The 26,541-nt window shown below is 67.7% G+C and carries 24 protein-coding genes, 10 tRNA genes and 1 other RNA gene; 10 read left to right on the top strand and 25 right to left on the bottom strand.

The genetic code is table 11. From position 1 onward, the window contains the following. Positions 1–39: 39 nt before the first annotated feature. The 3 genes from recR to dnaX all read right to left on the bottom strand — a co-directional run bounded on the left by recR (position 40) and on the right by dnaX (position 2,870). Entirely contained in the window at positions 40–636 is a 597-nt protein-coding gene (gene recR, locus SNE34_RS04720; protein WP_332615175.1) for a recombination mediator RecR, read from the bottom strand. Positions 637–664: 28 nt separating this feature from the next. After that, on the bottom strand, positions 665–985 hold the full coding sequence (locus tag SNE34_RS04725; protein WP_332615177.1) for a YbaB/EbfC family nucleoid-associated protein: 321 nt from the start codon (positions 983–985) through the stop codon (positions 665–667). Between the two features lie 106 nt (positions 986–1,091). Continuing rightward, positions 1,092–2,870, bottom strand: coding sequence for a DNA polymerase III subunit gamma/tau (gene dnaX / locus SNE34_RS04730; protein WP_332615179.1), 1,779 nt, complete (start codon positions 2,868–2,870; stop codon positions 1,092–1,094). A gap of 213 nt (positions 2,871–3,083) precedes the next feature. Here dnaX and SNE34_RS04735 point away from each other — a divergent pair. After that, positions 3,084–3,176 (top strand) — tRNA-Ser (locus SNE34_RS04735). Between the two features lie 56 nt (positions 3,177–3,232). Further along, an RNA gene (gene ffs / locus SNE34_RS04740) (signal recognition particle sRNA small type) lies at positions 3,233–3,329 on the top strand. Positions 3,330–3,339: 10 nt separating this feature from the next. Here ffs and SNE34_RS04745 read toward each other — a convergent pair. Continuing rightward, positions 3,340–4,104: an MBL fold metallo-hydrolase gene (locus tag SNE34_RS04745; protein WP_332615180.1), complete on the bottom strand. Its 765-nt coding sequence runs from the start codon at positions 4,102–4,104 to the stop codon at positions 3,340–3,342. Between the two features lie 16 nt (positions 4,105–4,120). After that, positions 4,121–4,870 (bottom strand): 3-deoxy-D-manno-octulosonic acid kinase, encoded by a 750-nt coding sequence (locus SNE34_RS04750; RefSeq protein WP_332615181.1) that lies wholly within the window; start codon positions 4,868–4,870, stop codon positions 4,121–4,123. A gap of 67 nt (positions 4,871–4,937) precedes the next feature. Here SNE34_RS04750 and SNE34_RS04755 point away from each other — a divergent pair, with 67 nt between their 5' ends. Together SNE34_RS04755 and SNE34_RS04760 are read left to right on the top strand one after the other, a co-directional pair. Next, on the top strand, positions 4,938–5,987 hold the full coding sequence (locus tag SNE34_RS04755) for a glycosyltransferase family 9 protein (RefSeq protein WP_332615702.1): 1,050 nt from the start codon (positions 4,938–4,940) through the stop codon (positions 5,985–5,987). Positions 5,988–6,020: 33 nt separating this feature from the next. After that, positions 6,021–6,341 (top strand): hypothetical protein, encoded by a 321-nt coding sequence (locus SNE34_RS04760; RefSeq protein WP_332615184.1) that lies wholly within the window; start codon positions 6,021–6,023, stop codon positions 6,339–6,341. A 6-nt stretch (positions 6,342–6,347) separates the two neighbouring features. Here SNE34_RS04760 and SNE34_RS04765 read toward each other — a convergent pair whose 3' ends face one another. Then, positions 6,348–6,749, bottom strand: a complete 402-nt coding sequence (locus SNE34_RS04765; RefSeq protein WP_332615185.1) for a DUF6165 family protein — start codon at positions 6,747–6,749, stop codon at positions 6,348–6,350. 101 nt (positions 6,750–6,850) lie between these two features. Between SNE34_RS04765 and SNE34_RS04770 the strand changes: the two genes are divergently transcribed. Together SNE34_RS04770 and SNE34_RS04775 are read left to right on the top strand one after the other, a co-directional pair. Then, positions 6,851–6,941: transfer RNA gene (locus SNE34_RS04770), tRNA-Ser, on the top strand. A 141-nt stretch (positions 6,942–7,082) separates the two neighbouring features. Next, a complete protein-coding gene (locus SNE34_RS04775) occupies positions 7,083–7,790 on the top strand; it encodes a PP2C family protein-serine/threonine phosphatase (RefSeq protein ID WP_332615187.1) in 708 nt (235 codons plus the stop codon). A 105-nt stretch (positions 7,791–7,895) separates the two neighbouring features. On the opposite strand, the gene dnaQ is transcribed toward SNE34_RS04775, so the two are convergent. Genes dnaQ through SNE34_RS04790 form a run of 3 tightly spaced genes read right to left on the bottom strand, consistent with a single transcriptional unit; the run spans position 7,896 to position 9,825 of the window. Beyond that, on the bottom strand, positions 7,896–8,630 hold the full coding sequence (gene dnaQ, locus SNE34_RS04780) for a DNA polymerase III subunit epsilon (protein ID WP_332615189.1): 735 nt from the start codon (positions 8,628–8,630) through the stop codon (positions 7,896–7,898). Positions 8,631–8,644: 14 nt separating this feature from the next. Then, entirely contained in the window at positions 8,645–9,097 is a 453-nt protein-coding gene (rnhA, locus tag SNE34_RS04785) for a ribonuclease HI (RefSeq protein WP_332615191.1), read from the bottom strand. Between the two features lie 44 nt (positions 9,098–9,141). Then, positions 9,142–9,825, bottom strand: coding sequence for a methyltransferase domain-containing protein (locus SNE34_RS04790; protein ID WP_332615193.1), 684 nt, complete (start codon positions 9,823–9,825; stop codon positions 9,142–9,144). 76 nt (positions 9,826–9,901) lie between these two features. Here SNE34_RS04790 and gloB point away from each other — a divergent pair, with 76 nt between their 5' ends. The 3 genes from gloB (at position 9,902) to SNE34_RS04805 (ending at position 12,564) form a co-directional block, all read left to right on the top strand. Beyond that, positions 9,902–10,681: a hydroxyacylglutathione hydrolase gene (gene gloB, locus SNE34_RS04795; RefSeq protein ID WP_332615195.1), complete on the top strand. Its 780-nt coding sequence runs from the start codon at positions 9,902–9,904 to the stop codon at positions 10,679–10,681. Positions 10,682–10,734: 53 nt separating this feature from the next. Beyond that, a complete protein-coding gene (locus SNE34_RS04800) occupies positions 10,735–11,661 on the top strand; it encodes a lytic transglycosylase domain-containing protein (RefSeq protein ID WP_425604453.1) in 927 nt (308 codons plus the stop codon). 105 nt (positions 11,662–11,766) lie between these two features. Next, positions 11,767–12,564, top strand: coding sequence for an enoyl-ACP reductase FabI (locus SNE34_RS04805; RefSeq protein ID WP_332615197.1), 798 nt, complete (start codon positions 11,767–11,769; stop codon positions 12,562–12,564). 88 nt (positions 12,565–12,652) lie between these two features. On the opposite strand, the gene SNE34_RS04810 is transcribed toward SNE34_RS04805, so the two are convergent. The 14 genes from SNE34_RS04810 to SNE34_RS04875 all read right to left on the bottom strand — a co-directional run bounded on the left by SNE34_RS04810 (position 12,653) and on the right by SNE34_RS04875 (position 22,882). Further along, complete coding sequence (locus SNE34_RS04810; RefSeq protein WP_332615200.1) at positions 12,653–14,659, bottom strand: SurA N-terminal domain-containing protein; 2,007 nt, start codon at positions 14,657–14,659, stop codon at positions 12,653–12,655. A 117-nt stretch (positions 14,660–14,776) separates the two neighbouring features. Further along, positions 14,777–14,853: transfer RNA gene (locus SNE34_RS04815), tRNA-Asp, on the bottom strand. 114 nt (positions 14,854–14,967) lie between these two features. After that, positions 14,968–15,044, bottom strand: a tRNA-Asp gene (locus SNE34_RS04820). Between the two features lie 38 nt (positions 15,045–15,082). Further along, positions 15,083–15,157, bottom strand: a tRNA-Val gene (locus SNE34_RS04825). A gap of 46 nt (positions 15,158–15,203) precedes the next feature. Continuing rightward, positions 15,204–15,476: an HU family DNA-binding protein gene (locus SNE34_RS04830; RefSeq protein ID WP_332615202.1), complete on the bottom strand. Its 273-nt coding sequence runs from the start codon at positions 15,474–15,476 to the stop codon at positions 15,204–15,206. Positions 15,477–15,709: 233 nt separating this feature from the next. Then, entirely contained in the window at positions 15,710–18,136 is a 2,427-nt protein-coding gene (gene lon / locus SNE34_RS04835; RefSeq protein ID WP_332615203.1) for an endopeptidase La, read from the bottom strand. Between the two features lie 223 nt (positions 18,137–18,359). Beyond that, positions 18,360–19,652 (bottom strand): ATP-dependent Clp protease ATP-binding subunit ClpX, encoded by a 1,293-nt coding sequence (gene clpX, locus SNE34_RS04840; protein WP_332615205.1) that lies wholly within the window; start codon positions 19,650–19,652, stop codon positions 18,360–18,362. A 182-nt stretch (positions 19,653–19,834) separates the two neighbouring features. Then, complete coding sequence (gene clpP, locus SNE34_RS04845) at positions 19,835–20,461, bottom strand: ATP-dependent Clp endopeptidase proteolytic subunit ClpP (protein WP_332615207.1); 627 nt, start codon at positions 20,459–20,461, stop codon at positions 19,835–19,837. A gap of 125 nt (positions 20,462–20,586) precedes the next feature. After that, complete coding sequence (gene tig, locus SNE34_RS04850) at positions 20,587–21,897, bottom strand: trigger factor (RefSeq protein WP_332615209.1); 1,311 nt, start codon at positions 21,895–21,897, stop codon at positions 20,587–20,589. 335 nt (positions 21,898–22,232) lie between these two features. Then, a tRNA-Leu gene (locus tag SNE34_RS04855) sits at positions 22,233–22,319 on the bottom strand. 123 nt (positions 22,320–22,442) lie between these two features. Continuing rightward, positions 22,443–22,518, bottom strand: a tRNA-Lys gene (locus SNE34_RS04860). Between the two features lie 63 nt (positions 22,519–22,581). Then, positions 22,582–22,658 (bottom strand) — tRNA-His (locus SNE34_RS04865). A 42-nt stretch (positions 22,659–22,700) separates the two neighbouring features. Further along, a tRNA-Arg gene (locus SNE34_RS04870) sits at positions 22,701–22,777 on the bottom strand. Between the two features lie 28 nt (positions 22,778–22,805). Beyond that, positions 22,806–22,882, bottom strand: a tRNA-Pro gene (locus SNE34_RS04875). Positions 22,883–23,026: 144 nt separating this feature from the next. Between SNE34_RS04875 and SNE34_RS04880 the strand changes: the two genes are divergently transcribed. Next, positions 23,027–23,782: a Bax inhibitor-1/YccA family protein gene (locus tag SNE34_RS04880; protein WP_332615211.1), complete on the top strand. Its 756-nt coding sequence runs from the start codon at positions 23,027–23,029 to the stop codon at positions 23,780–23,782. Positions 23,783–23,830: 48 nt separating this feature from the next. Here SNE34_RS04880 and SNE34_RS04885 read toward each other — a convergent pair whose 3' ends face one another. After that, the gene (locus SNE34_RS04885; protein ID WP_332615213.1) at positions 23,831–25,186 is read right to left on the bottom strand and encodes a Na+/H+ antiporter NhaC family protein; all 1,356 of its coding nucleotides are present in this window, start codon (positions 25,184–25,186) and stop codon (positions 23,831–23,833) included. 259 nt (positions 25,187–25,445) lie between these two features. Beyond that, positions 25,446–26,453 (bottom strand): isocitrate dehydrogenase, encoded by a 1,008-nt coding sequence (locus tag SNE34_RS04890; protein WP_332615214.1) that lies wholly within the window; start codon positions 26,451–26,453, stop codon positions 25,446–25,448. Positions 26,454–26,541 lie beyond the last annotated feature (88 nt).

Consider the following 26,541-nt stretch of genomic DNA (forward strand, 5'->3'; position numbering starts at 1 on the left):
ATGCATCCGATCGCGGCTGAAGCCGCTCCTACAACAGCCTTACGGCATTTCGCTGCGGCTGCCGAACGCGTGCGACAGGGTGCCGCGGTCGACGTATTCCAGTTCGCCGCCCAATGGCACGCCGTGGGTCAGCCGGCTCGGACGCACCTTGTGCCGGCGCGCGAGCTGGCCGAGGTAGTGCGCGGTGGCCTCGCCCTCGACGGTCGGGTTGGTGGCGATGATCATCTCGATCACCTCGCCCTCGGCCAGGCGTTCGCCGAGCCGGTCGAGTCCGAGTTCGTTCGGGCCGATGCCGTCGAGCGGGCTCAGCCGGCCCTGCAGCACGTAATACAGGCCGCGGTAGCCGGTGGCCTGCTCGATCGCCAGGCGGTCGGCCGGGCTTTCGACCACGCACAACTGCTGCACGTCGCGCGCGGGGCTGGCGCAGGTCGCGCAGACTTCGGCCTCGCTGAAGTCGCGGCACCGCGTGCAATGGCCGACCTTGTCGACCGCCGCGGCCAGCGCCTCGGCCAGACGCCGGCCGCCGTCGCGCTCGCGTTCGAGCACGTGGTAGGCCATGCGCTGGGCCGACTTCTGGCCGACACCGGGCAATACCCGGAAGGCGTCGATCAGTTGTTCGAGCAGCGGCGACGTCATCGGCGGCGGGGCTCCGGCAGGCGGCCGATCAGAACGGCATCTTCATTCCCGGCGGCAACTGCATGCCGGCGGTGGCTGCGCCCATCTTCTCCTGCGAAGCGGCGTTGACCTTGTTGACCGCGTCGTTGATCGCCGCGGCAATCAGGTCCTCGGCCATTTCCGGGTCGCTGATGACGCTGGGATCGATCCGCACCTTGCGGCATTCCATGCGGCCGGTGAGGGTCACGCTGACCATGCCGCCGCCGGCATTGCCGGTGACCTCGACCTTGGCCAGTTCTTCCTGCGCGCGCTGCATGTCTTCCTGCATCTTCTGCGCTTGCTGCATGAGTTGGGCGATGTTTCCGCGCATGTCGTTGTACTCGTTGGGGCGAAGGGGTGGGCGCGCGACGCGGCGCGGCCAGACGGTCAAGGGATGATGGCCGCGGACGCCGGGTTCAAGCCCCCGTCCGCGACATTCAGGCGTCGAACGGCCGGATCGAATCGGGCACGACCCGGGCGCCGTGTCGCTCGATCAGGCGCTGCACTTCGGGATCGTCCATGAAGGCCTGCTCGGCGGCGACCTGGCGCTCGTCGCGGACGCGCTCGGTGCGCTGGCGCAGCGACTCGCCGGAGCGCTCCGAGCGTTCGAAGCGGATCGTCGGCGGCGCGCCGAAGCTTGGCGCCAGGGCTTGGGCGATCTCGTTGACCAGCGCCGGCTTGTTCAACAGTTCGTCGTCCTCGGCCAGCGACAGCTCGAGCACGCCACCGCCGCTGCCGACGAAGCCGGCATGTTCGGCCAGCACCCGCGCCGGACCCTTGAGTTCGCAACGGCCGAGCCACTCGAGCCAAGCCTCGGCGTCGACGATGGGGCCGGATGCGGAATCGGGCATCGACGCGGTCTGCGCGGCGTCCTCGCGTCGTTCGTGTTCGGGCGGCGGCACCACCGCCGCCGAGACCGGCGGTTCGGCCACCCGATGCCTTGAAATGGTGGGTGCCGCGACCGCTTCGGTGGGCACCGCGACCGCGGCCGGCGGAGGAGATGCATCGGGGCTGCCAGCCGCAGTCGACGCCATGTCCGTTGCCGCAACACCCTCCCCGCGCGCCGCCGAAACGGTCCCCGCAGGCGACGCCTCGGCTCGGCGCGCGGCAGGCACCGGCCGGGATTCGCCGCCATCACCGGCCGGGCGGAACGCCAGCATCCGCAGCACGCTCATCTCGAAGCCGGCGCGCGGGCTCGGCGCCAGCGGCAGGTCGCGACGGCCATGCAGCGCCATCTGGTACCACAGCTGCACCAGCTCCGGCCGCAGCTTCGCCGCCACGGCCTCGACATCGACCCCGTCGGCCTCGACCGGTGCGCCCGGTACCAGCTGCCGCACCTGGATCCGGTGCAGGGCCGCGGTCAGCGCCTCCAGCACGCTGCCCCAGTCGGGCGAGAACTCGGCCAGCGCCGCGACCTCGGCCAGCAGCGCCTCGCCATCGCCGTCGGCCAGCGCCTCCAGCAATGCGCCGACCCGGGTGTGGTCGACCGTGCCGAGCATCGACGCGACCGCAGCGTCGGTCAGTTCACCACCGGTATAAGCGATCGCCTGGTCCAGCAGCGACAGCCCGTCGCGCAGGCTGCCGTCGGCGGCGCGGGTCAGCTGGCGCACCGCGCCGGGCTCGACCGCGATGCCCTCGGCGTCGAGGATCCTGTTGATCTGGCCGCTGATCTGGGCCTCGTCGAGGCGCTTGAGGTTGAACTGCAGGCAGCGCGACAGCACCGTCACCGGCAACTTCTGCGGATCGGTGGTGGCCAGCAGGAACTTCACGTGGCCCGGCGGCTCTTCCAGCGTCTTCAGCAGCGCGTTGAACGCCGCCTTCGACAGCATGTGCACTTCGTCGATCAGGTAGACCTTCATGCGCCCGCGCGACGGCATGTACTGGGCGTTCTCGATCACCTCGCGGACGTCGTCGACACCGGTGTTGGAGGCGGCGTCGATCTCGAGCAGGTCGAGGAAGCGGCCCGCGTCGATGTCCATGCACGAGTTGCACTCGCCGCAGGGTTCCGCCGAGGTGCCGCGCTCGCAGTTGAGCGACTTGGCGAAGATCCGCGCGATGGTGGTCTTGCCGACCCCGCGGGTGCCGGTGAACAGGAAGGCATGGTGGACGCGGCCGCTGTCGAGGGCGTTGGTCAGCGCGCGCACCACGTGCTCCTGCCCGACCAGTTCGGCGAAGCGCCTGGGGCGCCATTTGCGGGCGAGGACGAGGTAGGACATCGGTACCCTTGTTGATGGTCCGGCAGGGTCGATGGCGACGACGGTCGATCGCCGCGCGGCCGGTTGCAGGCATTGTGCCACGGCGCTCGGCGGCCGCCGCCGGCCGCTCGCCGCGCTTGCTCCAAAGTCCCGCCGCCGCTAGACTTTGCGGCCCCGCAGGCGGCGCGATGCCGTCTCCGGGGGCCTGGTCATCCAGGTGCTGCGTTCAGGTGCGGAGAGGTGTCCGAGTGGTTGAAGGAGCACGCCTGGAAAGTGTGTAAGCGTCTAAACCGCGCTTCGGGGGTTCGAATCCCCCTCTCTCCGCCAGTTTCGCAGCAAGCAGTTCCAGCAAGTCAGCAAGTCAGCAAGTCTCTGTGGTGGCCCCGTCGGCCCCTCGCGACGCTAGGTCGAAAACTCCGCCAGGGCCGGAAGGCAGCAACGGTATCGACTGACGCGGGTGCCGAGGTCAGCCGGCGGGGTCATCGCCTTTTCAGGTTTCGGTGGAACGCACCTGCGCCGCACTGGTATCGGCCAGTTCGACCAGTTCGCCGCGCTGGCCGACCCGGTAGCCCCGCGCGGCCAGTGCCTCGCCCTCGGCGGCGCTGGCGTAGTGGTAGAGCAGGCAGCGGTCGAGCAGCTCGCGCGGGTACTCGCGCTCCAGGTCGTCGATGCCGCTGTGCGACGGGTTGCCGTGCAGCGCGCAATCGTGGGCGACCAGTTCGCCGGCGTCGGCGAACCGCGCCAGTACCTCCGGGATCGGCCGGGTGTCGCCGGTCCAGACCAGGCTGCCATGCAGGCGCAAGCCGAACGCGGTATCGGGCCAGTGGTGGCGGGCCGGGAACACCTCCAGCCGCACCCCGTCGTGCCAGAACGCATCACCGACCGGGATCACCTGGAATGCGTCCCAGAAATTCGCACCGCCTTCGGCCAGCGCATTGGGATAGTCGCCGACGCGCTGGTGCAGCAGAGGTATCAGCTTGGCCGGCACGTACAGGCGCACCTTGCCGCGGCGCGCCTCATCGAAATAGCTGCCGACGAACAGCCGCTCGAAACCGCCGACATGGTCGAGGTGGGTATGGGTGACGAACAGCGCGTCCGGCATCCGCCCGTACTGTGCGAGGTAGGCGGTCAGGCCTTCGCCGCCACAGTCGATGGTCAGCCACGGCGCGCCGTCGCGCTCGATCGTCGCCATCGCCGAACCCAGCTCGACCGCCGAGGAATTGCCGACACCGTTGAGTCGCAATGCCCAATTCACCTCAGTAGCCGCCATCTCAGTATCCCCGCGCCCAGATGCGGTCGTAAGCGTCGCGCAGGCGGGCGAAGTCGCGCTCGACCGCGTCGACCTCGCGCTTGCCACGAACCTTCAGCAACGAGCGCTTGAGCCGACCAAGGTTGCGCTCGCGCCAACCGGTCGCCGGAATGTGGATGCGTCCGCGGTCGAGGTCGATCACCCAGCCCTGCCCGGTCGCGTCGAACAGCAGGTTGTGGGCGTTGAGGTCGGCATGGTCGAGGCCGGCGCGGTGCGCGCGCGCGACCAGCCGGCCGGCCTCCTCCCATGGCGCGCCATCGCCCGCCACCGCGGCGCGGTCGGCCAGGGTGCGCACGTCCGGCAGTCGCTCGATCAGGATCGCGGCGCGGTAATGCAGGCCTTCGCGGCGGTAGTAGGCGGCGATCGGCCGGGGCACCGGCACGCCCTTCTCGGCGGCGGCACGGGTGAGGCGAAACTCGGCGAAGCTGCGGGTGTGTTCCGCGCCACGCCAAAGGTAGCGATCGCGATTGAACTGGGCGACCAGGCCGCCGCGCAGGTAACGCCGCAGCACGGACTGGCCGAACGGCGCGTCGATGAACCACGCACCGCCGCGACCGCCGCTCTCGACGGGCCGCGCCTTCTCGTCCCAGAATGCCGGCGAGAACCACTCCGGTTCGGCTTGCCGCACCCGCGTCAGGTCGAACAGAATCGCGCCGTAGCCGCTGTCGTCGCGGAACGGCGTCAGTCCTTCGGTCGCGTCATACCCCGTCATCCGCTGGAGTCTAGCAATTACCGTCTTGCATGCACCTGCCCGTGCCCCCGCTTCGGCGCCGGGTTCGATCTGCCTGCTGCGCCTGTCCGCGCTGGGCGATGTCACCCACGTCGTGCCGCTGGTGCGCACCTTGCAATCGGCGTGGCCGCACATCCGCCTGAGCTGGGTGATCGGCAAGGGCGAGCGGCGTCTGCTGGAAGGCCTGGAGGGCGTGGACTTCATCGAGTACGACAAGAAGTCCGGCCTCGGTGGTATGCGGGCGTTGCGCCGGGAGCTGCGCGCCAGCCCGACCGCGCCGCAAAGGTTCGACGTGTTGTTGCAGATGCAGGTCGCCGCCCGCGCGAACCTGTTGTCGGCCTTCATCCCGGCGCGCATCCGGGTCGGCTACGACCGTGCACGTTCGAAGGACGGCCACGGATTGTTCGTCAACCGGCGGATCCCCGACCGCCCGGGCATCCACGTGCTCGACGCGATCGGCAGCTTCTGCGAACCGCTCGGTCTGCGCCAGGACGAGGTCCGCTGGGACCTGCCGGTGCCCGACGATGCGCGCGAGTGGGCCGCCGCACAGTGGCCGGCCGATGACGTTCCGACGCTGATGATCTCGCCCTGCTCCAGCCACGTGCGACGCAACTGGCATGCCGACCGCTACGCCGCCGTCGCCGACCACGCGATCGACCGCGGTTGGCGGGTGGTGCTGTGCGGCGGCCGCAGCGAGCTTGAGCGGCGCACCAGCGATGCGATCACCGCGGCGATGCGCGGCGCGGCGCTCGACCTGGTCGGCAAGGACACCCTCAAGCAACTCCCCGCGCTGCTGGAACGGGCCGAGCTGGTGATGACCCCGGACTCCGGCCCGATGCATATCGCCAACGCGATGGGAACCAAGGTGCTCGGCCTGCACGCGGCCAGCAACCCGGCGCGCAGCGGGCCGTACAGCGACCGGCGCTACTGCGTCGACCGTTACGACGACGCCGCACGCAAGTACCTCGGTAAGCCGGCCTCCGATCTCAAGTGGGGCAGCAAGATAGAGCACGACGGGGTCATGGACCTGGTCACGGTCGAGGACGGCATCGCCGCGTTCGAGCGCTACCTCGCCGACCATCCGCGCCGGACAGCGTAGGCTTCCCGCAACGCATTCCCCGAGGAGTCCCCGATGGCAGCCTGGTTTACCGCGGTCGCGCCGTTCCTGCCCGACATCATCCAGATGGCCAAGCCGATCTTCACCCGCGCCAAGGGCGAGGAAAAGGCGCCCGACCTGGTGCCGCAACAGATCGCCGAGCTGCAGGACGCGGCCGCGCAGAACGCCGAGTCGGTGCGGGTGCTGGCGGCGGAGATGCAACAGACCCTGACCGCCCTGCAGCAGGCCTCGGGCGAGCTGGAACGCAAGCTGGAACGGGCCAACCGGCTGTCGCTGGTGGCCGCCACCGTCGCCGCATTGGCGTTCGCGGTGGCCGCCTATGCGCTGGCGGCCTAGCGCGGCCTACTTGGCCGCGGTGTAGTCCTCGTACGACTTTTCCTCGACGTAGGCCGAGCCCAGCGCCACGTTGATCTCGCGCTTGAGCCGGGCGCGCTCGTCGTTCTCGAAGTACACGCTGCGGGCCAGCTTGACGAAGCCCTCGTCGAAGGCCTGCGCCTTCTCCTTGAGCCGGATGTCGTCCTCGATCTCCCACAGCCGCTCGTTGACCGCCTTGAGGTCGGCGCGCAGGCGGACGATGTCGGTGTTGGCAGCCGGGTGCGCCATCCAGGTCTTCTCCAACGCCGCCAGCTCGTTGCGGACGTTGGCCAGCTTGGCCGGATCGCTCATCCGCTCGGACTTGATCTGCAGGATCGCGATCTTGTCGAGCAACTCGCCAAAGGACACCGGAACCAGGATCTCGGACATGACGCCGCCGCTGAATCGAAGGGGCGCCCAGTGTAGCGCCGCGGCGAAAGATCTTGTCGCCGGCGCCGGCGCCCCGTATCATTTCCGGCTGAACTGCAACCGGAGAGGTGGCAGAGCGGTTGAATGTACCTGATTCGAAATCAGGCGTACGTTAATAGCGTACCGGGGGTTCGAATCCCCCCCTCTCCGCCAGTTTTTTGCAAAGGGCTGCCTCGGCAGCCCTTTTTTGTTGGCTGCTGCCTCGGCAGCCTTGTTTGTCTTGCCTCACGGCCGCCCGGTCGCGATGATCCCGTTATTCCTTGGAAGAGCCCGACACCCTGGCATGACCGCCCCATGATCGAATTCGGACACCTGACCCACGTCGGCCTGCGTCGCGAGCTCAACGAAGACAGCTACTACGGTGACAGCGAACTGGGCCTGTGGCTGGTCGCGGACGGGATGGGCGGACACGAGTACGGCGAGGTCGCCAGCGCGATCGCGCGCGAGGCGATCGTCCGCGAGATCCGCGACGGCACTCCGCTGGCGCAGGCGATCCGGATCGCCGACGAGGAAATCATCCGCACTTCGCGGCGCCGCCACGACGCCCTCCCGATGGGCACCACCGTGGTCGCCGCGCGGGTCGTCGAGGGCAACCGCTTCGAGGTCGCCTGGGTCGGCGACAGCCGGGTCTATCTGTGGCGCGACGGCCAGCTGGCGCAGCTCTCGCAGGACCACAGCTACGTGCAGGAACTGATCGCCAACGGCGCGATCACCCACGAACAGGCGCGCAGCCACCCGCATCGCAACGTGGTGACCCAGGCACTGGGGGTGACCGACCCGCGCAACCTCAACGTCGAGACCATGACCGGCGAACTGCGCTCGGGGATGCAGTTGCTGCTGTGCAGCGACGGCCTGACCGAGGAGGTCGACGATCGCAACATCGCCCGGGTACTGGGCCAGTCCGACTGCAGCGCGCAGGAGTGCGTCGACAGCCTGGTCGCCGCGGCGCTCGACGGCGGCGGCTCGGACAACGTGACCGTGGTGCTGGTGCGCAGTCACTGAGGCCCGTTTTTTGTAGGAGCGGCTTTAGCCGCGATCCGGAATCGGCGCGAGCGGCCAGGCATCCGATCGCGGCTAAAGCCGCTCCTACAAGAGCTCGCGTCTGGGTCAGGCGGGCAATGCCGCCCCTTCGTCCTCGACCACGACATCCCACAGCGCGCGCCCGGCCTTCTTGCGCAGGCCAGCCAACCGCGCCTCATGGGCGGCGCGCTCGTCGTCGGTGATCACCATGAGCGGGCGGGGGCGGCCGGTATCGACCCGCAACGCCGTCAGCAGCGCGGCCTCCGCTGCCGGATCGGGCGCCGAGGCGAACCCGATCTCCTCCTGCCCCGACGTCAGCCCGATGTAGACCTCGGCAAGCAATTGCGCATCGAGCAGCGCGCCGTGTAGTTGCCGATGGGCATTGTCGACGCCGAGCCGCTTGCACAGCGCATCCAGCGAATTGCGCTGGCCGGGATAGCGCTCGCGGGCGAGTCGCAATGAATCCTCGATCGCGCAACGGTCGGCCAGGCAGCCGTGCTGGGCCCCGGCCAGGCGCAGTTCGTTGTCGAGGAAACCGACGTCGAACGCGGCGTTGTGGATCACCAGTTCGGCGCCATCGATGAACGCGAGGAATTCGTCGACGATCTCGGCGAAGCGCGGTTTGTCGGCGAGGAACTCCAGGGTCAGGCCGGTGACCTCCTGCGCGCCCTGCTCGAACTGGCGGTCGGGATTGAGGTAGCGGTGGAACGTACGGCCGGTGGGGCGGCGCTCGACGAACTCGACGCAGCCGATCTCGACCACGCGGTTGCCGCGCTCCCAGCTCAGGCCGGTGGTTTCGGTATCAAGGATGACTTGGCGCATGTCGATCAGTGTACTTATCGACGCAGCTTCAGCGCCTGGTCGCGCGCCAGCACGTCGACCCGCTCGTTGTCGACGTTGCCGGAATGGCCCTTGACCCAACGCCAGTCGATTACGTGGCGCTGGGCGGCGGCATGCAGGCGTTCCCACAGGTCGCGGTTCTTGACCGGGGCGCCGGCGGCGGTCTTCCAGCCGCGACGCAGCCAGTTGGGCATCCACAGGGTGATGCCCTGGCGCACGTACTGCGAATCGGTGTGCAGGATGATCGCGCACGGCTCGCTGAGCACCTCCAGCGCGGCGATCGCGGCCATCAGCTCCATCCGGTTGTTGGTGGTGTCGGCCTCGCCGCCGGCCAGCTCGCGCTCGCGGCCATTGCAGCGCAGCAGCGCCGCCCAGCCGCCCGGGCCGGGATTGCCGAGGCAGGCGCCATCGGTGTGGATTTCAACGTTCTTGCCGGGTTCGATAGTCATCCGGCCATTATTGCCGACCCGTGCCGCGATCGTCCCGCAATGCGTCAACGCAGGCCATCGAGCGGCGAACGCCCGGCCTGCCAATGCAGCCGATGCAACCGCGCCGGCGGAATCGCCGCCCACACCCGCTTGCTGACGGTCAGCGCCAGGCCCGCGCGCAATCGGTCGGTCGCGCCGACGCCGGCGTCGCCATGGCCGACCCGCCAGTGCGGTCCCAGCCATTGCATGCTGATCGAGTCGGCGACGAACCCGGCGCGCCGCAGCGCCGCCTGCCAGCGCCCCGGATCGCGCGCGTGCAGGCCGCTGCGCGCCCAGCGCGCACGATACGGGGTCCATGGGTTCAGCGCCGCCAACCACAGGGTGCCGCCCGGAGCCAGCACCCGCGCGCATTCGCCCAGCAGGCTGTCGGCGTCGATGCCGTCATCGAGCACGTGTTGCAGCAGCACTGCGCCGAAGGTTTCGCTGGCCAGCGGCAACGGCAGGCCGCAGCGCACCGCGCCGCCCCAGCGATGACCGTCGCGCTTCAACAACAGGCCTCGGCCGACAACCGGAGGCGGACTGGCGGCGGGCGCGCCCAGCCAGGCCCACGGCAACGCCGGACACCCGGCCAGGATCCGCTGCACCGCGCTTGCCTCGGCCGTGAGCAGTCCCAGCCCCGCCTCGCTGCCGAACCAGTCGAGCGCGCAAGGTGGCGGATCGGTTTGACGTTGGGACGCGATCGCGGGCATGGTCGGGACATTCCGCCGGGAGGCCGGTGCAGGTCGATTCTGCGCCAAGCCGCGGCCCAGCCCAAGGAGTGTCGACATGCGCCTGCAGGCCCTGCCCGCCTTCAACGACAACTACATCTGGCTGCTGCGCGACGACGCTGGCGGAGCGCTGGTAGTCGACCCCGGCCAGGCCGAGCCCGTGCTCGCCGCCGCGGATGCTAATGATTGGCGTCCCAGCGCAATTCTGCTCACCCATCACCATCCCGACCATGTCGGTGGGACCGCGCAATTGCAGGCGCGCTGGCCGGGCCTGCCGGTATTCGCCGCGGACGATCCTCGAATCGATGGCGCCACCACCGCGGTCGGCCACGGGCAGCGCATCACCGCCGGGGGGCGTGGGCTGGACGTGATCCGCGTCCCAGGTCACACCACCAGTCACGTGGCGTTCCACCTCGAAGACGCCGACGAAAGCCTGCTGTTCTGCGGGGACACCCTGTTCAGCCTCGGCTGCGGGCGGCTGTTCGAGGGTAGCGCGGCGCAGATGCACGGGTCACTATCCCGCTTGGCCGCGTTGCCCGGGCATACCCGGGTCTGCTGTGGCCACGAATACACCCTGTCCAACGCGGCGTTTGCGCGCGTGGTCGAACCCGACAACCCGGCGCTGCGACGCCGCACCGAGGAGGCCCAGGCCATGCGCGATGCCGCACTCCCTACCCTGCCCACCACGATCGCCAACGAACGCGCCTGCAATCCGTTCCTGCGTTGCGACCAACCGGCGGTCATCGACGCGGTCGCACGACGCCTCGGCCACCGGCCGGCGGACGAGATCGAGGTTTTCGCCGAACTGCGGCGCTGGAAAGACGGGTTCGCCGGATGAGGCGCCGGCCGCAACGCCCGTCGGTGCGAAGTCGCAATCTGCGGGACCTGGTCTTGCCGGGTTTCGCCCTGGTCCTGTTCGGCGCGATGCTGGCGCCGCCGGCGCTGGCCAGCCCGGCCGACGGCGCCACCCGCAACGGCCGGGAGATCTACCAGCAGTTCCGCGACGGCCTGTCCGACCCGGAGTGCGGGCCGGAGGTCAGCCAGCGCTGGCGCAAGCATTTCGCCGCCGCGCCCAAACGGCTGGCCGCCGCGGACGAGAACACCCTGGCGCTGTTCGGCTACGTGGTCGACGCGCTGCACGCCTCCAGCCTGCCGACCGAATACGCGCTGATCCCGTTCGTCGAGAGCGGCTACAAGCCCGACGCGCGCAGCCCGCTCGGCCCGGCCGGGCTGTGGCAGATGATCAAGCGCACCGCCCGCGACCACGAGGTCCCGATCCGCAAGGGCTACGACGGCCGCCTTTCGCCGGTCGACTCGACCCGCGCCGCGGTGCGCTACCTCAAGACCCTGCACGGCATGTTCGCCGGTGACTGGCGGCTGGCGGCGATGGCCTACAACGCCGGCGAGTACCGCATCCTCGGCGCGCTCAAGCGCAGCGGCCAGGTCGCCCGCGATGCCCGCCCGGCCGAATTGCCCGGACTGTCGGGAATCACTCACGCCTATGTGCGCAAGCTCCATGCCCTGGCCTGCGTGCTGGAGCAGGCCGAGGAGCGCGAGCAATGGTTGCAGGCGCTCGACCGGCCGGTGCCGCGGCTGCGGGCGGTGACCGTCGCGACCGATGTCGATCGGGTCGAGGAGTGGGCGAGCTCGCACGGCCAGGATCCCGCGCGCCTACGACGGCTCAACCCGGTGTTCGCCGATGGCCGCATCGACCATGGCGACGCGCCGGTATCGTTGCTGGCCCTGGTTCCTGCAGAAGGGCCAGACACCGCCCCCGCGGCCGGAACCGGCGCCGCAAGCGCCGCTGGCAGCGACTAGTCCCCGCAACAGCCTCGCCGGCACATCCGGCCGATCGGCACGCGGGTACACTTGCGGTTTGCCCGACCGGCCCCGCGTCGCGGCACCCACCACCGAGGAGCACCCATGGGTTTCCTGCAAGGCAAGCGCGCACTGATCACCGGCATCGCCAGCGAGCGTTCGATCGCCAGCGGCATCGCCGAGGCGATGCATGCACAAGGCGCCGAATTGGCGTTTACCTACCAGACCGACAAGCTGAAGTCGCGCGTGGAGAAAGCCGCCGCCGCGTACGGCAGCGACATCGTGCTGCCGCTGGACGTCGCCGAGGACGGCAGCATCGCCAACTGCTTCGAGCAGCTCGGCCAGCGCTGGGACGGCTTCGACATCCTCGTGCACGCAATCGCCTACGCGCCGCGCGAGGCGATCGCCGGCCAGTTCCTCGATGGCCTGACCCGCGAGAACTTCGCGATGGCCCATGACATCTCGGCCTATTCGCTGGCGGCGCTGGCCAAGGCCGCGCGACCGGCGATGGCCGGCCGCAAGGGCTCGATCCTGACCCTGTCCTACCTCGGCGCCGAGCGCGCGCTGGAAGGCTACAACGTCATGGGCGTGGCCAAGGCCAGCCTCGAGGCGACCGTGCGCTACCTCGCCTACAACCTCGGCCCGGAAGGCATCCGGGTCAACGCGGTTTCGGCCGGCCCGATCAAGACCCTAGCCGCCGCCGGCATTGCCGGTTTCCGCAAGATCCTCGGCCACGTTGAGGAGAATGCGCCGCTGCGCCGCACCGTGACCATCGAGGACGTCGGCGGCGTCGCCGCGTTCCTGTGTTCGGACCTGGCGTCCGGTGTCACCGGCGAGGTCACCTACGTCGATGCCGGCTACAACATCCTCGGCATGACCGGTCTCGGCGGCGACGAGGCGTAAGCTCGGCAACACACCGGAAGTTCTCGACAACCACACAAAAAAGCCCGGCTTCAAGCCGGGCTTTTTTGTTGGACGGGTCCGTCCGCGATCAGAGGTTGTCCTCGACCACCTCGATCTCCATCGCGCTTCGCAACGACGACACCAGCGCCCGCGCGTCGGCGGCGCCGGCGATCTGCGCCAGTTGCTGCTGCAGCATCTGGCGTTGCGGTGCCGGGATATCGGCCGCGCTGCCCGGAACCACCCGGTCGACCGTGAACAACACGATGGTCCCGTCGGCGAGCACCTGCTTGCCGGCACTCGCCTTGCCCGCGGCGGGGGCTTCGACCGAGAACACCGCCTCCGACACCGACGGGTCGACCAGCGGCGCGCCCCGCGGCACCTCGGGCACCGTTTGCGGAGCCGGCAACCCTTCGGCGGTGGCCAGTTCGGCCAGGGTCTTGCCGCCCCCGAGCTGCGCGAGCAGCGCATCGGCGCGCTTGGTCGCGGCCTCGCGTGCGCGGTCGGCACGGATCGCTGCAATGACCTGGTCGCGGACCTGCGCCAACGGCTGGGTCCGTTCGGGCGTGTGCCCGGTCACCCGGATCCAGACATTGTGGTTCGGCGCGATCTCGATCGGATCGCTGACGATGCCATCCTGGATCAAGGCTTCGGAGAACGCCGCGCGCTTGACCGCAGGATTTCCCGCCAGGCCCTCGGTTGAACGCGCCGTGATCGGCCCGAGCGTCTGCACCGTCACCCCCGCGGCCGCGGCGGCCGGCGCCAGCGCGCCCGGGTTCTGCAACACCGCATCGACCACCGTGCTGGACACCTCGTTGAACGCGCGCTCGCGATCGGCCTCGGCCTGGCTCAGTGCCAGCGACTCGCGCACCTCCTCGAACGACTCCTGCGCGCCGGCCTTGACCTCGCGCAACGCGATCACGTGCCAGCCGAAGTCGCTCCGCACCGGGTCGCTGATGGTGCCCGGCTGCATTGCGAACAGCGCCTCGGAGAACGGTCCGGGCATCATGTCCTTGCTGATCCAGCCGAGATCGCCACCGCTCGCCTTGGAACCGATGTCGTCGCTGTGGGCGGTGGCCAACGCAGCGAAACTTGCCCAAGTCTCCGTCCCGGAGTCGGCACCTTCAGCCCGGGCCTGTGCAGCCAGCTTGTCGGCTTCGGCCTTGGCGGCTTGCCACGCGGCCTCGTCGGCACCCTCTTCCACCCGCACCAGGATGTGCGAAGCCAGCCGCTGGCCCTGTTCGGTGTAACGCGCCTTCTCGTCCTCGTAGCGGGCCCGCAGCGCGGCTTCGTCGGCCGGCGGCGGCGCCGGCATGGTGCTGGCGTCGAGTTCGACATATTCGAGGCTGACGCTCTCGGGGGCGAGGTAGTCGGCCTGGTGAGTGTCGTACCAGGCCTTGATCTGCGCATCGTCGATGACGGCCGTGGTGTCGACCTCGGCCGGCGGTAGCACCACCAGGCTGACGTCGCGACGCTCGCCCATCAGCCGGATCAGGCGCTCCATTTCGGAGGCGGTGACGAAGTTGCTTTCGGCCACCGCACTCGCCACCAGTGTGTTCTGAAGCCCGTCGCGGACCAGCCGGTCGAACTGGGCCGGGGTCTGCGCCGGCACCTGCGATGCCAGCGCGAGCTGGTAACGCTGCAGGTCGAACTTGCCGTCGACCTGGAACGCCGGAATCGCCTGGATCGCTTCGCGCACCATCGCGTCGCTGACCACCAGGCCGGCCTGCTCGGCGGCCATCGCCTGGACCTTCTGGTCGATCAGCGAGTCGAGCACCGCGCGCTTGTTCTCCAGGCTCGCGAACTCGCTGGCGTCAAACGCCTCGCCCTGCTCGGCGCGCTGCTGCTGGCGCACCTGCTCCAGGCGCTGGCGGAACTCGTCGACGCTGACCTGCTCCTGGCGCCACAACACCGACACCGGCCAGAACGACGGCGCCGAGGCCCACCAGGTCGGCGGTGCCTTGACGGTCGCGGCGGTGGAGGCGCCGCCCTGGACCATGTACTGGTCGAGCCCGAACAGGGCGAACGGAATGATCAACAGGCCGAGGATCGTCATTGCGATCCAGCCGGAGGTCTTTTCGCGGAGTTTCTGCAGCATGGTTCAGTCGCGTCGAAAGGCGGAAGCCGCACAGTCTAACGCGGTTGGGCAAACACGGAGGACCGGCCAAAAAAAGCGCCGGGAGATCGGATCTCCCGGCGCCTGCGAATCCAGAACTGGCGGAGTGGACGGGACTCGAACCCGCGACCTCCGGCGTGACAGGCCAGCATTCTAACCAACTGAACTACCACTCCGCGCTTCTGCAACTTCGGCCAATGGCGAGCGCGGCATGCCGCGTGAAAAACCATTGCCCTCACTTAAAGCAAAGGCGCCGGGAGATCGGATCTCCCGGCGCCTTTGGTTACAACTGGCGGAGTGGACGGGACTCGAACCCGCGACCTCCGGCGTGACAGGCCAGCATTCTAACCAACTGAACTACCACTCCGCACTTTGAACTCTTTTACCTTGCTGCGGCCCGGTGCCTGGTGGGTGCTGAGGGTTTCGAACCCCCGACCCTCTCCGTGTAAAGGAGACGCTCTACCACTGAGCTAAGCACCCGGAGTAGCAATGCCGATGCGTTGTTCCGCATCGGCGGGCGAGCTGCTTAGTTTACAGCGTCCTTCAGGGCTTTGCCAGCCTTGAACGCCGGATTCTTCGAAGCCTTGATCTTGATGGCCTCACCGGTCTTCGGGTTGCGACCCTGACGGGCAGCGCGCTTGCGGACCTGGAAGGTGCCGAAGCCGACCAGCGTCACCGTGTCGCCCTTCTTCAGGGCCTTGGTGATGACTCCGACCATCGCGTCTACGGCATTGGCGGCGTCGGTCTTGGACAGCTCTGCAGCGTCGGCGACGGCGGCAACAAAATCACCCTTGTTCATTCGTTTGGACTCCCTGTGCGGATTGGACCGCATTGTTCTGAGAATCGAAGTACCCCTCGCGCACGACGGGCCTTCGACCGACCTTGCCGCGCTGCAGGGCGAGGATGCCACTGCAGTGCGGTTGCCCGTTGTTATACCAGCGGCATTTTGGGGGTGCAAGCCGGAAACCCAGCAACGACGCGGGTTTCAGCGGATCTCCGGCCGTTTTAGGCATTTTCGTCGGATCGCGCCAATTAGTGCTTGACGTCGACCTGCGAAGCCGGTTCGCTTTTATCGTGGACCGGCAGCGCGCCACCGCCCGAGGCGGGCACCGGTGCCAGCGGTCGCTCCAGTGCCACGTCCAGCACCTCGTCGATCCACTTGGCGGTCACGATCTTCAAGCCCTGGGTCACGCTCTTGGGCAGGTCGGCCAGGTCCTTCTTGTTTTCTTCCGGGATGACGACCGTGGTGATGCCGCCACGCAACGCGGCCAACAGCTTTTCCTTCAAACCGCCGATCGGCAGCACGCGGCCACGCAGGGTGATCTCGCCGGTCATTGCCACTTCGGCCTTCACCGGATTGCGGGTCAGCGTCGACACCAGCGCGGTGGCCATCGCGATGCCGGCACTGGGGCCGTCCTTCGGCGTCGCGCCCTCGGGCACGTGCACGTGGACATCCTGTTTCTGCAGGAAGTCCAGGTCGATCCCGAGCCGCTCGGTACGCGCACGCACCACCGACAACGCGGCCGACGCCGATTCCTTCATGACGTCGCCCAGCTGGCCGGTAAGCATCAGCTGGCCCTTGCCCGGCACCAGGGTGGTCTCGACCTGCAGCAGCTCGCCGCCGACCTCGGTCCAGGCCAGGCCGGTAACCAGGCCGATCTCGTTCTGCTCTTCGGCGCGGCCGAAGTCGAAGCGGCGCACACCGAGGTACTTCTCCAGGTTCTTGCCGGTCACGTTGACCGCCTTGGCCTTCTTCGCCTTCGGGCCAGCCATGGCGATCTCCTTGACCACCTTGCGGCAGATCTTGGAGATCTCGCGCTCAAGGTTGCGCACGCCGGACTCGCGCGTGTAGTAGCGCACGATGTCGCGCACAGCGGATTCGGCAACCTTCAGCTCGTCGTCCTGAAGGCCATTGGCCTTGATCTGCTTGGGCAGCAAGTAGCGCATCGCGATGTTGACCTTCTCCTCTTCGGTATAACCCGGCAGCCGGATCACTTCCATCCGGTCCAGCAACGGGCCGGGGATGTTGAGCGAGTTGGAGGTGGCGACGAACATCACCTCGCTGAGGTCGAGGTCGACTTCGAGGTAATGGTCATTGAAGGCGCTGTTCTGTTCCGGGTCGAGCACCTCCAGCAGCGCCGACGAGGGGTCGCCGCGGAAGTCCATCGACATCTTGTCGATCTCGTCGAGCATGAACAACGGGTTCTTGGTCCCCGTCTTGTTGAGGTTCTGCACGATCCGGCCCGGCATCGAGCCAACGTAGGTGCGGCGGTGGCCACGGATCTCGGCCTCGTCGCGCACGCCGCCGAGGCTCATCCGCACGAACTTGCGGTTGGTGGCCTTAGCGATCGACTGTCCGAGCGAGGTCTTGCCCACGCCCGGCGGCCCGACCAGGCACAGGATCGCGCCCTTCATGCGCTTCACCCGGGTCTGCACCGCGAGGTATTCGAGGATGCGCTCCTTGACCTTTTCCAGCCCGAAATGGTCGGCGTCGAGCACTTCCTGGGCGGCGTTGAGGTCCTTGCGCACCTTGCTGCGCTTCTTCCAGGGCACGCCGAGCAGCCAGTCGAGGTAGTTGCGCACGACCGCGGCCTCGGCCGACATCGGCGACATCTGCTTGAGCTTGTTGAGCTCGTTGCGTGCCTTGGTCTCCACCGGCTTGGGCATGCCGGCTTCGGCGATCTTGCGGGTCAGCTCCTCGATGTCGTTGGGCGCATCGTCGATCTCGCCCAGCTCCTTCTGGATCGCCTTCATCTGCTCGTTGAGGTAGTACTCGCGCTGGCTCTTCTCCATCTGGCCCTTGACCCGGCCGCGGATGCGCTTTTCCAGTTGCTGCACGTCGATCTCGCCATCGACCAGGCCGACCAGTTGCTCCAGGCGCACGCCGATTTCGTGGGTTTCCAGCAACTTCTGCTTGTCGCTGATGCGCACGCCGAGGTGGGCGGCGATGGTGTCGGCCAGGCGCCCCGGCTCCTCGATGCCCGACAGGGTCTGCATCAGTTCCGGCGGCAGCTTGCGATTGGTCTTGACGTACTGCTCGAACAGGTCCATCAGCGAGCGGGTGATCGCATCGAGCTCGCGCTCCTCGCGATCGACCACCGCCTCGGTCATTTCGGCTTCACCGGCCAGCGCGCCATCGCGCTCGACCACCTTGGCCAGCTGCACCCGCGACACGCCTTCGACCAGCACCTTGATGGTGCCGTCGGGCAGCTTCAGCAGTTGCAGCACGTGGGCCAGGGTGCCGACCTCGTAGAGATCGTCACCGGCGGGATCGTCGGTCTCGGCCGATTTCTGCGCGACCAGCAAAATCCGCTTGTCGGCTTCCATAGCCAGGTCGAGCGCGCGAATCGATTTGTCGCGGCCGACGAACAGCGGGATCACCATGTGCGGGAACACGACGACGTCGCGCAGCGGCAGCACCGGCAGGTCGAGCATCTCGCGGTGGGTGGATTCGGTCATGGGAACTCCGGGGGGCGATCAGATGACCGGGCGCGCGGAGCCCGGCCGGAAAACAGGGAGGCGCCGGCAACACCGGGGCCTTGGCCACGGTTATGGGGGCCTGCGTCGGAGGATGCAAGCGGCCTGGCCCCGACGCCCCCGAAAATCACCGGATTCCCAAACGAAATCAGCCGCTTGCGTTGGCAAGCGGCTGATCGGTCGAGGAGCGAATCGTGACGGCGGTTCAGTCGCCGGACGCGGCCTTCTGCGGCGCCACGGCCGGGGTCTGGTAGATCAGGTATGGCTCGGTCTTGTGGTCGATCACCGACTCGTCGACCACCACCTTGCTGACGTTCTCCAGCGACGGCAACTCGTACATGGTGTCGAGCAGCACCGACTCGACGATCGTGCGCAGGCCGCGGGCGCCGGTCTTGCGCTTGAGCGCCTTGCGCGCGATCGCGACCAGCGCATCGGGGCGGAACTCCAGCTCCACGCCTTCCATGTCGAACAGCTTCTTGAACTGCTTGGTGATCGCGTTGCGCGGCTCGGTCAGGATCGTGACCAGCGCCGCCTCGTCCAGCTCCTCCAGCGTCGCGACCACCGGCAGGCGGCCGACGAACTCGGGGATCAGGCCGAACTTGATCAGGTCCTCGGGCTCGACCTCGGCCAGCACCTTGCCGATCTCGGTCTTGCGCTCGGAGCTCTTGACCTTGGCGCCGAAGCCAATGCCACCGGCCTCGGTGCTGCGCTGCTGGATGATCTTGTCGAGGCCGGCGAACGCGCCGCCGACGACGAACAGGATGTTGCGGGTGTCGACCTGCAGGAACTCCTGCTGCGGATGCTTGCGACCGCCCTGCGGCGGCACGCTGGCGACGGTGCCCTCGATGAGCTTCAGCAGCGCCTGCTGAACGCCCTCGCCCGAGACGTCGCGGGTGATCGAGGGGTTGTCGGACTTGCGCGAGATCTTGTCGATCTCGTCGATGTAGACGATGCCCTGCTGCGCCTTGTCGACGTCGTAGTCGCACTTCTGCAGCAGCTTCTGGATGATGTTCTCGACGTCCTCGCCGACATAGCCGGCCTCGGTCAGCGTCGTGGCATCGGCCATCGTGAACGGCACGTTGAGCATGCGCGCCAGCGTTTCGGCCAGCAGCGTCTTGCCCGAGCCGGTCGGGCCGACCAGCAGGATGTTGGACTTCGCCAGTTCGACGTCGTCGTTCTTCTGGCGGCTCTCGATGCGCTTGTAATGGTTGTACACCGCGACCGCGAGCGTGCGCTTGGCGCGCGCCTGGCCGATCACGTACTGATCGAGAACCTCGAGGATCTCCTTCGGCTTGGGCAGGTGGCTGCGCGCCGACTGCGCCTTCTCCTCGAGCTCCTCGCGGATGATGTCGTTGCACAGCTCGACGCACTCATCGCAGATGAACACGCTCGGACCCGCGATCAGCTTGCGGACCTCGTGCTGGCTCTTGCCGCAGAACGAGCAGTACAGGATCTTGGTGCTGTCGCCGGTGCTGCGGCCTTGTCGGTCGTCGGTCATGCGTTTGCCTGAAGGTTCATTTGCCGAACCGAGCCTGACAAGGCCGGTTCGCGGTGCTGCGATCCGAGAATAGCACAGCGTTCCGGGCGGCCACGAAGCCGCGCCGGAACCTCGAAAGAATCATGGAATCAATGACTTGAGTAGAAACCGCGACGCCGCGGCGGCGCGATCAATCCGATAGATCAACCCGCCTGGATCGATTCGTCCGGGCGCCGCTCGAGCACCTGGTCGACCAGCCCGTATTCGCGGGCGGCCTCGGCGCTCTTGAAGTTGTCGCGCTCGGTGTCGCGGGCGATCGTCTCCAGCGCCTGGCCGGTGTGCCTGGCCAGCACCTCGTTGAGCTTCTGCTTGAGCGCCAGGATCTCGCGGGCATGGATCTCGATGTCGCTGGCCTGGCCCTGGAAGCCGCCCAGCGGCTGGTGGATCATCACCCGCGAGTTCGGCAGCGCGTAACGCTTGCCCTTGGCGCCGGACGCCAGCAGCAACGCGCCCATCGAGGCGGCCTGGCCGACGCAGATCGTGCTCACGTCGGGCTTGATGTACTGCATGGTGTCGTAGATCGCCATGCCGGCGGTGACCACGCCACCGGGCGAGTTGATGTACAGGCTGATGTCCTTCTCGGGGTTCTCGGCCTCGAGGAACAGCATCTGCGCAACGATCACGTTGGCCACGTGGTCGTCGATCGGGCCGACCAGGAAGATCACCCGCTCCTTCAACAAGCGCGAATAGATGTCGTACGCGCGCTCGCCGCGGCTGGTCTGCTCGACCACCATCGGCACGAGGTTCAGGGCTTGGGTTTGCTTGTCCATCTGGAACGGCACCTGTGGCTGGTATGTATTGGCGGGTCGGTCAGGACGATTGATCTGGGGCCGGCCCGGCCTTGGCGCAAGTGGCGCGCCAGTCGACCCGCCGCGCGGGCGGGCCGACATGCAGCTTACTGGCGGATCGCCTCGCTGAACGACATGGAGCGCTCGGTGTGCTGGGCGCGCTCGGCGATCCAGTCGATCACCTGCTCTTCCATCACCCGACCCTGCAGGCCCTGCATCAACTGACGGTCCTGGCGGTACAGGTCGATCACCTGCTGCGGCTCCTCGTAGGTCGAGGCGATCAGCTGCAGGGTTTCGTTGACGCGCTTGGGATCGAGCTTGAGCTCGTTGCGGCGCGCGACCTCGCCGACCAGCAGGCCGACCAGCACGCGCTTGCGGGCGACGTCGAGGAACTGCTCGTGGGCGTTGGTCGGCAGCTCGACCTCGCGACCCTGGCGGCGGGCCTGGTCGGCCGCCTTGTTGGCCATGTCGCGGGCCTCGTTCTCGACCAGCCGGGCCGGCATTTCGACCTCGGAATAGGCCGCGATCAGCTGTTCGCCGACCTCACGGCGCAGGCGGGTCATCAGCGCACCCTTGAGTTCGCGCTCCAGGTTGCTGCGGATGTCGGCGCGAAACTGCTCGGCATCGCCGCTCTTGATGCCGAAGCTCTTGATGAAGTCCGCATCGACCTCCGGCAGCACCGGCTCGGACACCTTGGTCGCCGTGACGTTGACCGTGACTTTCTTACCGGCGAACTGCGGCACCCGCCACTCGGCCGGGAACTCGACCTCGACGTCCTTGGACTCGCCGACCTTGGTGCCGACCAGGCCGGCCTCGATCGCCGGGAACATCGAACCGGAACCGACCACGGTCGCGCCGCGCTCGGCACCCTCGGCCGGCACGCGCTCGCCGTCGACGGTGGAGAAGGTCTCGACCTCGACCGCATCGCCGTCCTTCGCACCGCGCTCGACCGGATTCCAGGTCCGGCGCTGCAGGCGCAGGTTGTCGATCATCGTGTCGATGTCCTCGTCCTTCACCTCGGCGGTGTCACGGACGATCTTGAGCGCGGCGACATCGACCTCGCCGAAGTCCGGCACCACCTCGAAGGTGGCGACGTAGGCCAGGCCCTCGCCCTCGTCGGCCGGCTCGATCTTCGGGTTGCCGGCGATCTGCAACTCGTTCTCGCGCACCGCGCTGCCGAAGCTCTCGCGCAGCAAGCCGTCCAGCACCTCGGCGCGAACCTGTTCGCCGAAACGCTGCTCGATCACCTTGGCCGGCACCTTGCCCGGGCGGAAACCCTTGATCTTGGCGCCCTTCGCGATCTCGCGCAGGCGGCCACCGACCTGGCTCTCCAAACGCTCGGCCGGGAGGCTGAAGGTCATGCGGCGCTCGAGGGTACCGATCGACTCGACCGAAACAGACTTTTCTACGGCTGGCATGTATCCACTCCTGCAACCGCGATCCGGGCCGCGGCACGATGTTGATGTAGAGGCCCGACGACAAGCGTCCAGACCGGTAGCCGCCCGAGCGGCGGAACGGGGTAGTTTCGCTGATTTGGGCGCGCTCTGCCAGCGGGGTGGAGGCGCTTTCCGCAGTCCCGGGCCTGGGCATCCGGATTGGGAGTTCGGCGAGGGTGAGAGAAGAAGCAACCTGGGACGGCCGGTATGGCGCTCGCGAACGCTCGTTGCGGTGCCGGGATCGAAAACATCGCAAGCAAATGACGCAGCGCGCGACGGCGCGTTCAGCATCACGGCCACCGACTGCCTGCTTGGCGTGGTGCGAAAGGCGGGACTCGAACCCGCACGAGGTCACCCTCACTGGCACCTAAAGCCAGGGCGTCTACCAATTCCGCCACTTTCGCGATACCCGGCCGACCAGGGCCGGCGCGAGGCGATTCTAGGCCGCCCGCCTGTCGTCCGCCATGCCTGGTGATGCTTCCGCCAAAGAAAAAAGCACCTGGCGCGAACCAGGTGCTTTTCCGATTTGGTGGGCCGTCAAGGATTCGAACCTTGGACCTATTGATTAAGAGTCAACTGCTCTACCAACTGAGCTAACGGCCCGCTAAGCGGTGAATTGTAGCAGGAAGTCCCTGCCTGGAATCAACACTTGCGCTGCACTGCAAGTGGGGTGGAAGACGGGATTTGAACCCGCGACCCCCGGAATCACAATCCGGTGCTCTAACCAACTGAGCTACATCCACCACGGAAAACAACCACAACAACTGAAGCATTATCGCATCGACTGGCGCGCCCGGCAGGACTCGAACCTGCAACCACCGGCTTAGAAGGCCGGTGCTCTATCCGGTTGAGCTACGAGCGCCTGCAGACATCTTACCGGCGCCGCTAGATGGTCGGGGCAGAGGGATTCGAACCCCCGACCCTCTGGTCCCAAACCAGATGCGCTACCAGACTGCGCTATGCCCCGATCCGGGCCCTCGTTGCACGCCAGTGCCGCGAAAGGCCGGTCATTTTGGGCGCGTGCCGCGCCGGTGTCAACGAGTTCGAGCGCGGGCATCGGCCCCGTGTATGCTCGCCACCGAGAACACCCAACCATCCACAGGGCAATCCCATGATGCGCAGCGGCAACCCGGCTCTCAAGGAGTCGACTTTCCTGGACCTCGGCACTGGCTCGATCGTGCGCGACGACGGCAACGTCATGACCCTCAACGGCACGGTCAACAAGACCGGCCTGCTGTTGCTGCTGTGCGTGTTCACCGCGGCGTTCGCCTGGAGCCAGGTCTCGACCCCGACCGGTATCGTCGGCGCCGCGCCGTACATGTGGGGCGGCCTGATCGGCGGGCTGGTGCTGGCGCTGGTGACGATCTTCAAGAAGGAGTGGTCGCCGGTCACCGCGCCGATGTACGCGATCGTCGAGGGCCTGTTCCTCGGCGCGATCTCCGCGATGTACAACCACATGTACGAAGGCATCGTCATGCAGGCGGTGCTGCTGACCTTCGGCACCCTGTTCGCGATGCTGTTCTGCTACCGCTCGGGCCTGATCAAGGCCACCGAGAACTTCAAGATGGGCGTGGCCGCCGCGACCGGCGGCATCTTCCTGGTCTACCTGGCGAGCATGGTGCTGGGGATGTTCGGCATCCAGATCCCGATGATCCACGAGTCCGGGCTGGTCGGGATCGGCTTCAGCCTGGTGGTGGTGGTGGTCGCCGCGCTGAACCTGGTGCTGGACTTCGACTTCATCGAGACCGGCGTCGAGAAGCGCGCGCCGAAGTACATGGAGTGGTATGGCGCGTTCGGCCTGATCGTCACCCTGGTCTGGCTGTACATCGAGTTCCTGCGGCTGCTGTCGAAGTTGCAATCGCGCTGAGCCGCGGCGTTCGTTGGAACGAAAAGGGGCGCTCCGGCGCCCCTTTTTTCATGCGCCGCCGGCACCCTTGGGCGCAGCCGCGGCAAGTCGTGATGCGCGAGTCGGCCACAGCATGAAGCCGATCGCGACCAGCGCCAGCAACCAGCAGTACCAGACCTTGCCGGCGATCAGCAGCGGCGACAGCCCGGCCAGCGAGCCGGCCAGCAGGATCTGCGCACCGTACGGCAACACGCCCTGGACCACGCAGGAGAAGATGTCGAGCACGCTGGCGGCGCGGCGTGGGGTCACGCCATGGCGCTGGGCGATGTCGCGGGCGAGGTCGCCGCCGACCAGGATCGCGACGGTGTTGTTGGCGGTCAGCGCGTCGCCACCCGCTGCCAGCGCGGCGATGCTGATCTCGCCGGCGCGGCGGCCGGTGTGCCCACGGGCAAACTTCGCGATGGTCGCGGCGAGCCAATCAAGACCGCCATTGGCCTTGATCAGTGCAGCCAGCCCGCCGATCAGGATCGACAGCAGGGTGATCTCGACCATGCTCTCGAAGCCGGCATAGATGTCGCTGGCGAAACTGATGACGTCGTAGCCGTCGGCCAGCACGTAGCCGAAGACGCCGGCCACCACCAGCCCGAGCCCGAGCACCAGCACCACGTCGAGCCCGAGCAGCGCCAACACCAGCACCACCAGGTACGGCAGCACCAGCCATGCCGAGGCCGCTTCGGGGGCATCGACCGGCGCGGCATCGCCGAGCACCGCCAGCAGCACGATCGTCACCAGGGCGGCTGGCAGCGCGATCTTGAAGTTCTCGCGGAATTTCTCGTTCATCCGGCAGCCCTGACTGCGGGTCGCGGCGATGGTGGTGTCGGAAATGATCGACAGGTTGTCGCCGAACATCGCCCCGCCGACCACCGCGCCGAGCACCAGCGCCTTGTCGAGGCCGGCGGCATCGGCGAGGCCGATCGATATCGGCACCACCGCCGCGATCGTGCCCATCGAGGTGCCGATCGACAGCGACACGAACGCAGCGACGACGAACAGCCCCGGCAGGATCAGCGCCGGCGGCAGCGCACCCAAGCCCAGCGCGACCACCGCATCGACCGCGCCGATCGCCTTGGTCACGGTCGCGAACGCGCCCGCCAGCAGGAACACCAGCACCATCAGCATCACGTTGCTGTGGCCCATGCCCTGCAACAGGGTTTCGACCGGCCTGATCCCGCGGCGCCAGGCCAGCCACGCGCCGAGCGCCAGCGCCGGCAGGATCGCGACCGGCGCGCGCAGATGGTAGAAGCCCATCGCCTCGCCCTGCGCGGTGAAATACAGCCCGGCGCCGAAGAACAGCAGCAGGAACAGCAGCAGCGGGGTCAGCGCGAGGGCACTGGGGGTGGCAATCGGGACGCGCGCGTCATTCATCGCTTTATTCGGATGAAAGGAAACAAGGCGCGATTGTGCCGGGCGGCCGGTCGGCTGTCGAGCGCGCGGATGGAACACTGCAGGAGCGGCTTCAGCCGCGATCCGGAGTCGCGACGGGCGGACGGTTATCCGATCGCGGCTGAAGCCGCTCCTACAAGAGCGCGCAACCGCTGCGCCCGCACCGGTGAGCGCGCCGCCCCTCCCCAAAAAAAACGGGGCGCTCATGGCGCCCCGTCGGGTACTGCGAACGACTTCAGCCTCAGACCCGGCTGGCGATCGCCTTGGCGAAACCCATGGTGTTGCCCTGCCCACCCAGGTCGGGGGTCAGGTTGTCCTTGGCCTCGAGCGTGGCGACGATCGCGTCGCGCAGGCGGGTCGCCTTGTCGGCCATGCCGAGGTGGTCGAGCATCTGCGCGGCCGCTGCCAGCAGCGCGCACGGGTTGGCCTTGCCCTGCCCGGCGATGTCCGGCGCGGTGCCGTGGACGGCTTCGAACATCGCCGCGTCGGTGCCGATGTTGGCGCCCGGGGTCAGGCCCAGGCCGCCGATCAGGCCGGCGCACAGGTCGGAGATGATGTCGCCGAACAGGTTGGTGGTGACGATCACGTCGAACTGCTCGGGGCGCATCACCAGCTGCATGCAGCAGTTGTCGACGATCATCTCGTCGCACTCGATGTCCGGATACTCCGCAGCGACGGTGCGCGCGGTCTTCAGGAACAAGCCCGAGGTCGACTTCAGGATGTTGGCCTTGTGCACCACCGTGACTTTCTTGCGACCGGTCTTGCGGGCCAGCTCGAAGGCGTAGCGGACGATGCGCTCGGAACCGCGACGGGTGGTCTTGGTGATCGAAGTGGCGGTCTCGCCATCCTCCGACACCGCCTGCCCTTCGGCGCTATAGGCACCTTCGGTGTTCTCGCGCACGGTGATCAGGTCGACCCCGGACGGGAAGCGCGACTTGGTGTTCGGGAACGACTTGGCCGGGCGCACGTTGGCGTACAGGTCGAAGCGCTTGCGCAGCTCGACGTTGATGGAGGAGAAGCCGCCACCGACCGGGGTGGTCAGCGGGCTCTTCAGCGCCACCCGGTTCTTGCGGATCGAGTCCATGGTGGCCGCCGGCAGCAACTCGCCGGACTTGTCCAGCGCGACCAGGCCGGCGTCGGCGAATTCGTACTGCAGGCCGACGTCCAGCGCGTCGAGCACGTGCAGGGTGGCGTCCATGATTTCCGGGCCGATACCGTCGCCACGGATGACCGTGATGGTCTGCGTCATTGGGGGATTCTTCCTGCTTGGGGGGCGCGGAACGGGGTGAGAAAGCCCCGTACGGCGCCGTTTGTGAACCGCGGAATTATGACAAAAC

The organism is Novilysobacter erysipheiresistens, assembly GCF_036663935.1.
In the GTDB taxonomy this organism is placed as follows: domain Bacteria; phylum Pseudomonadota; class Gammaproteobacteria; order Xanthomonadales; family Xanthomonadaceae; genus Novilysobacter; species Novilysobacter erysipheiresistens.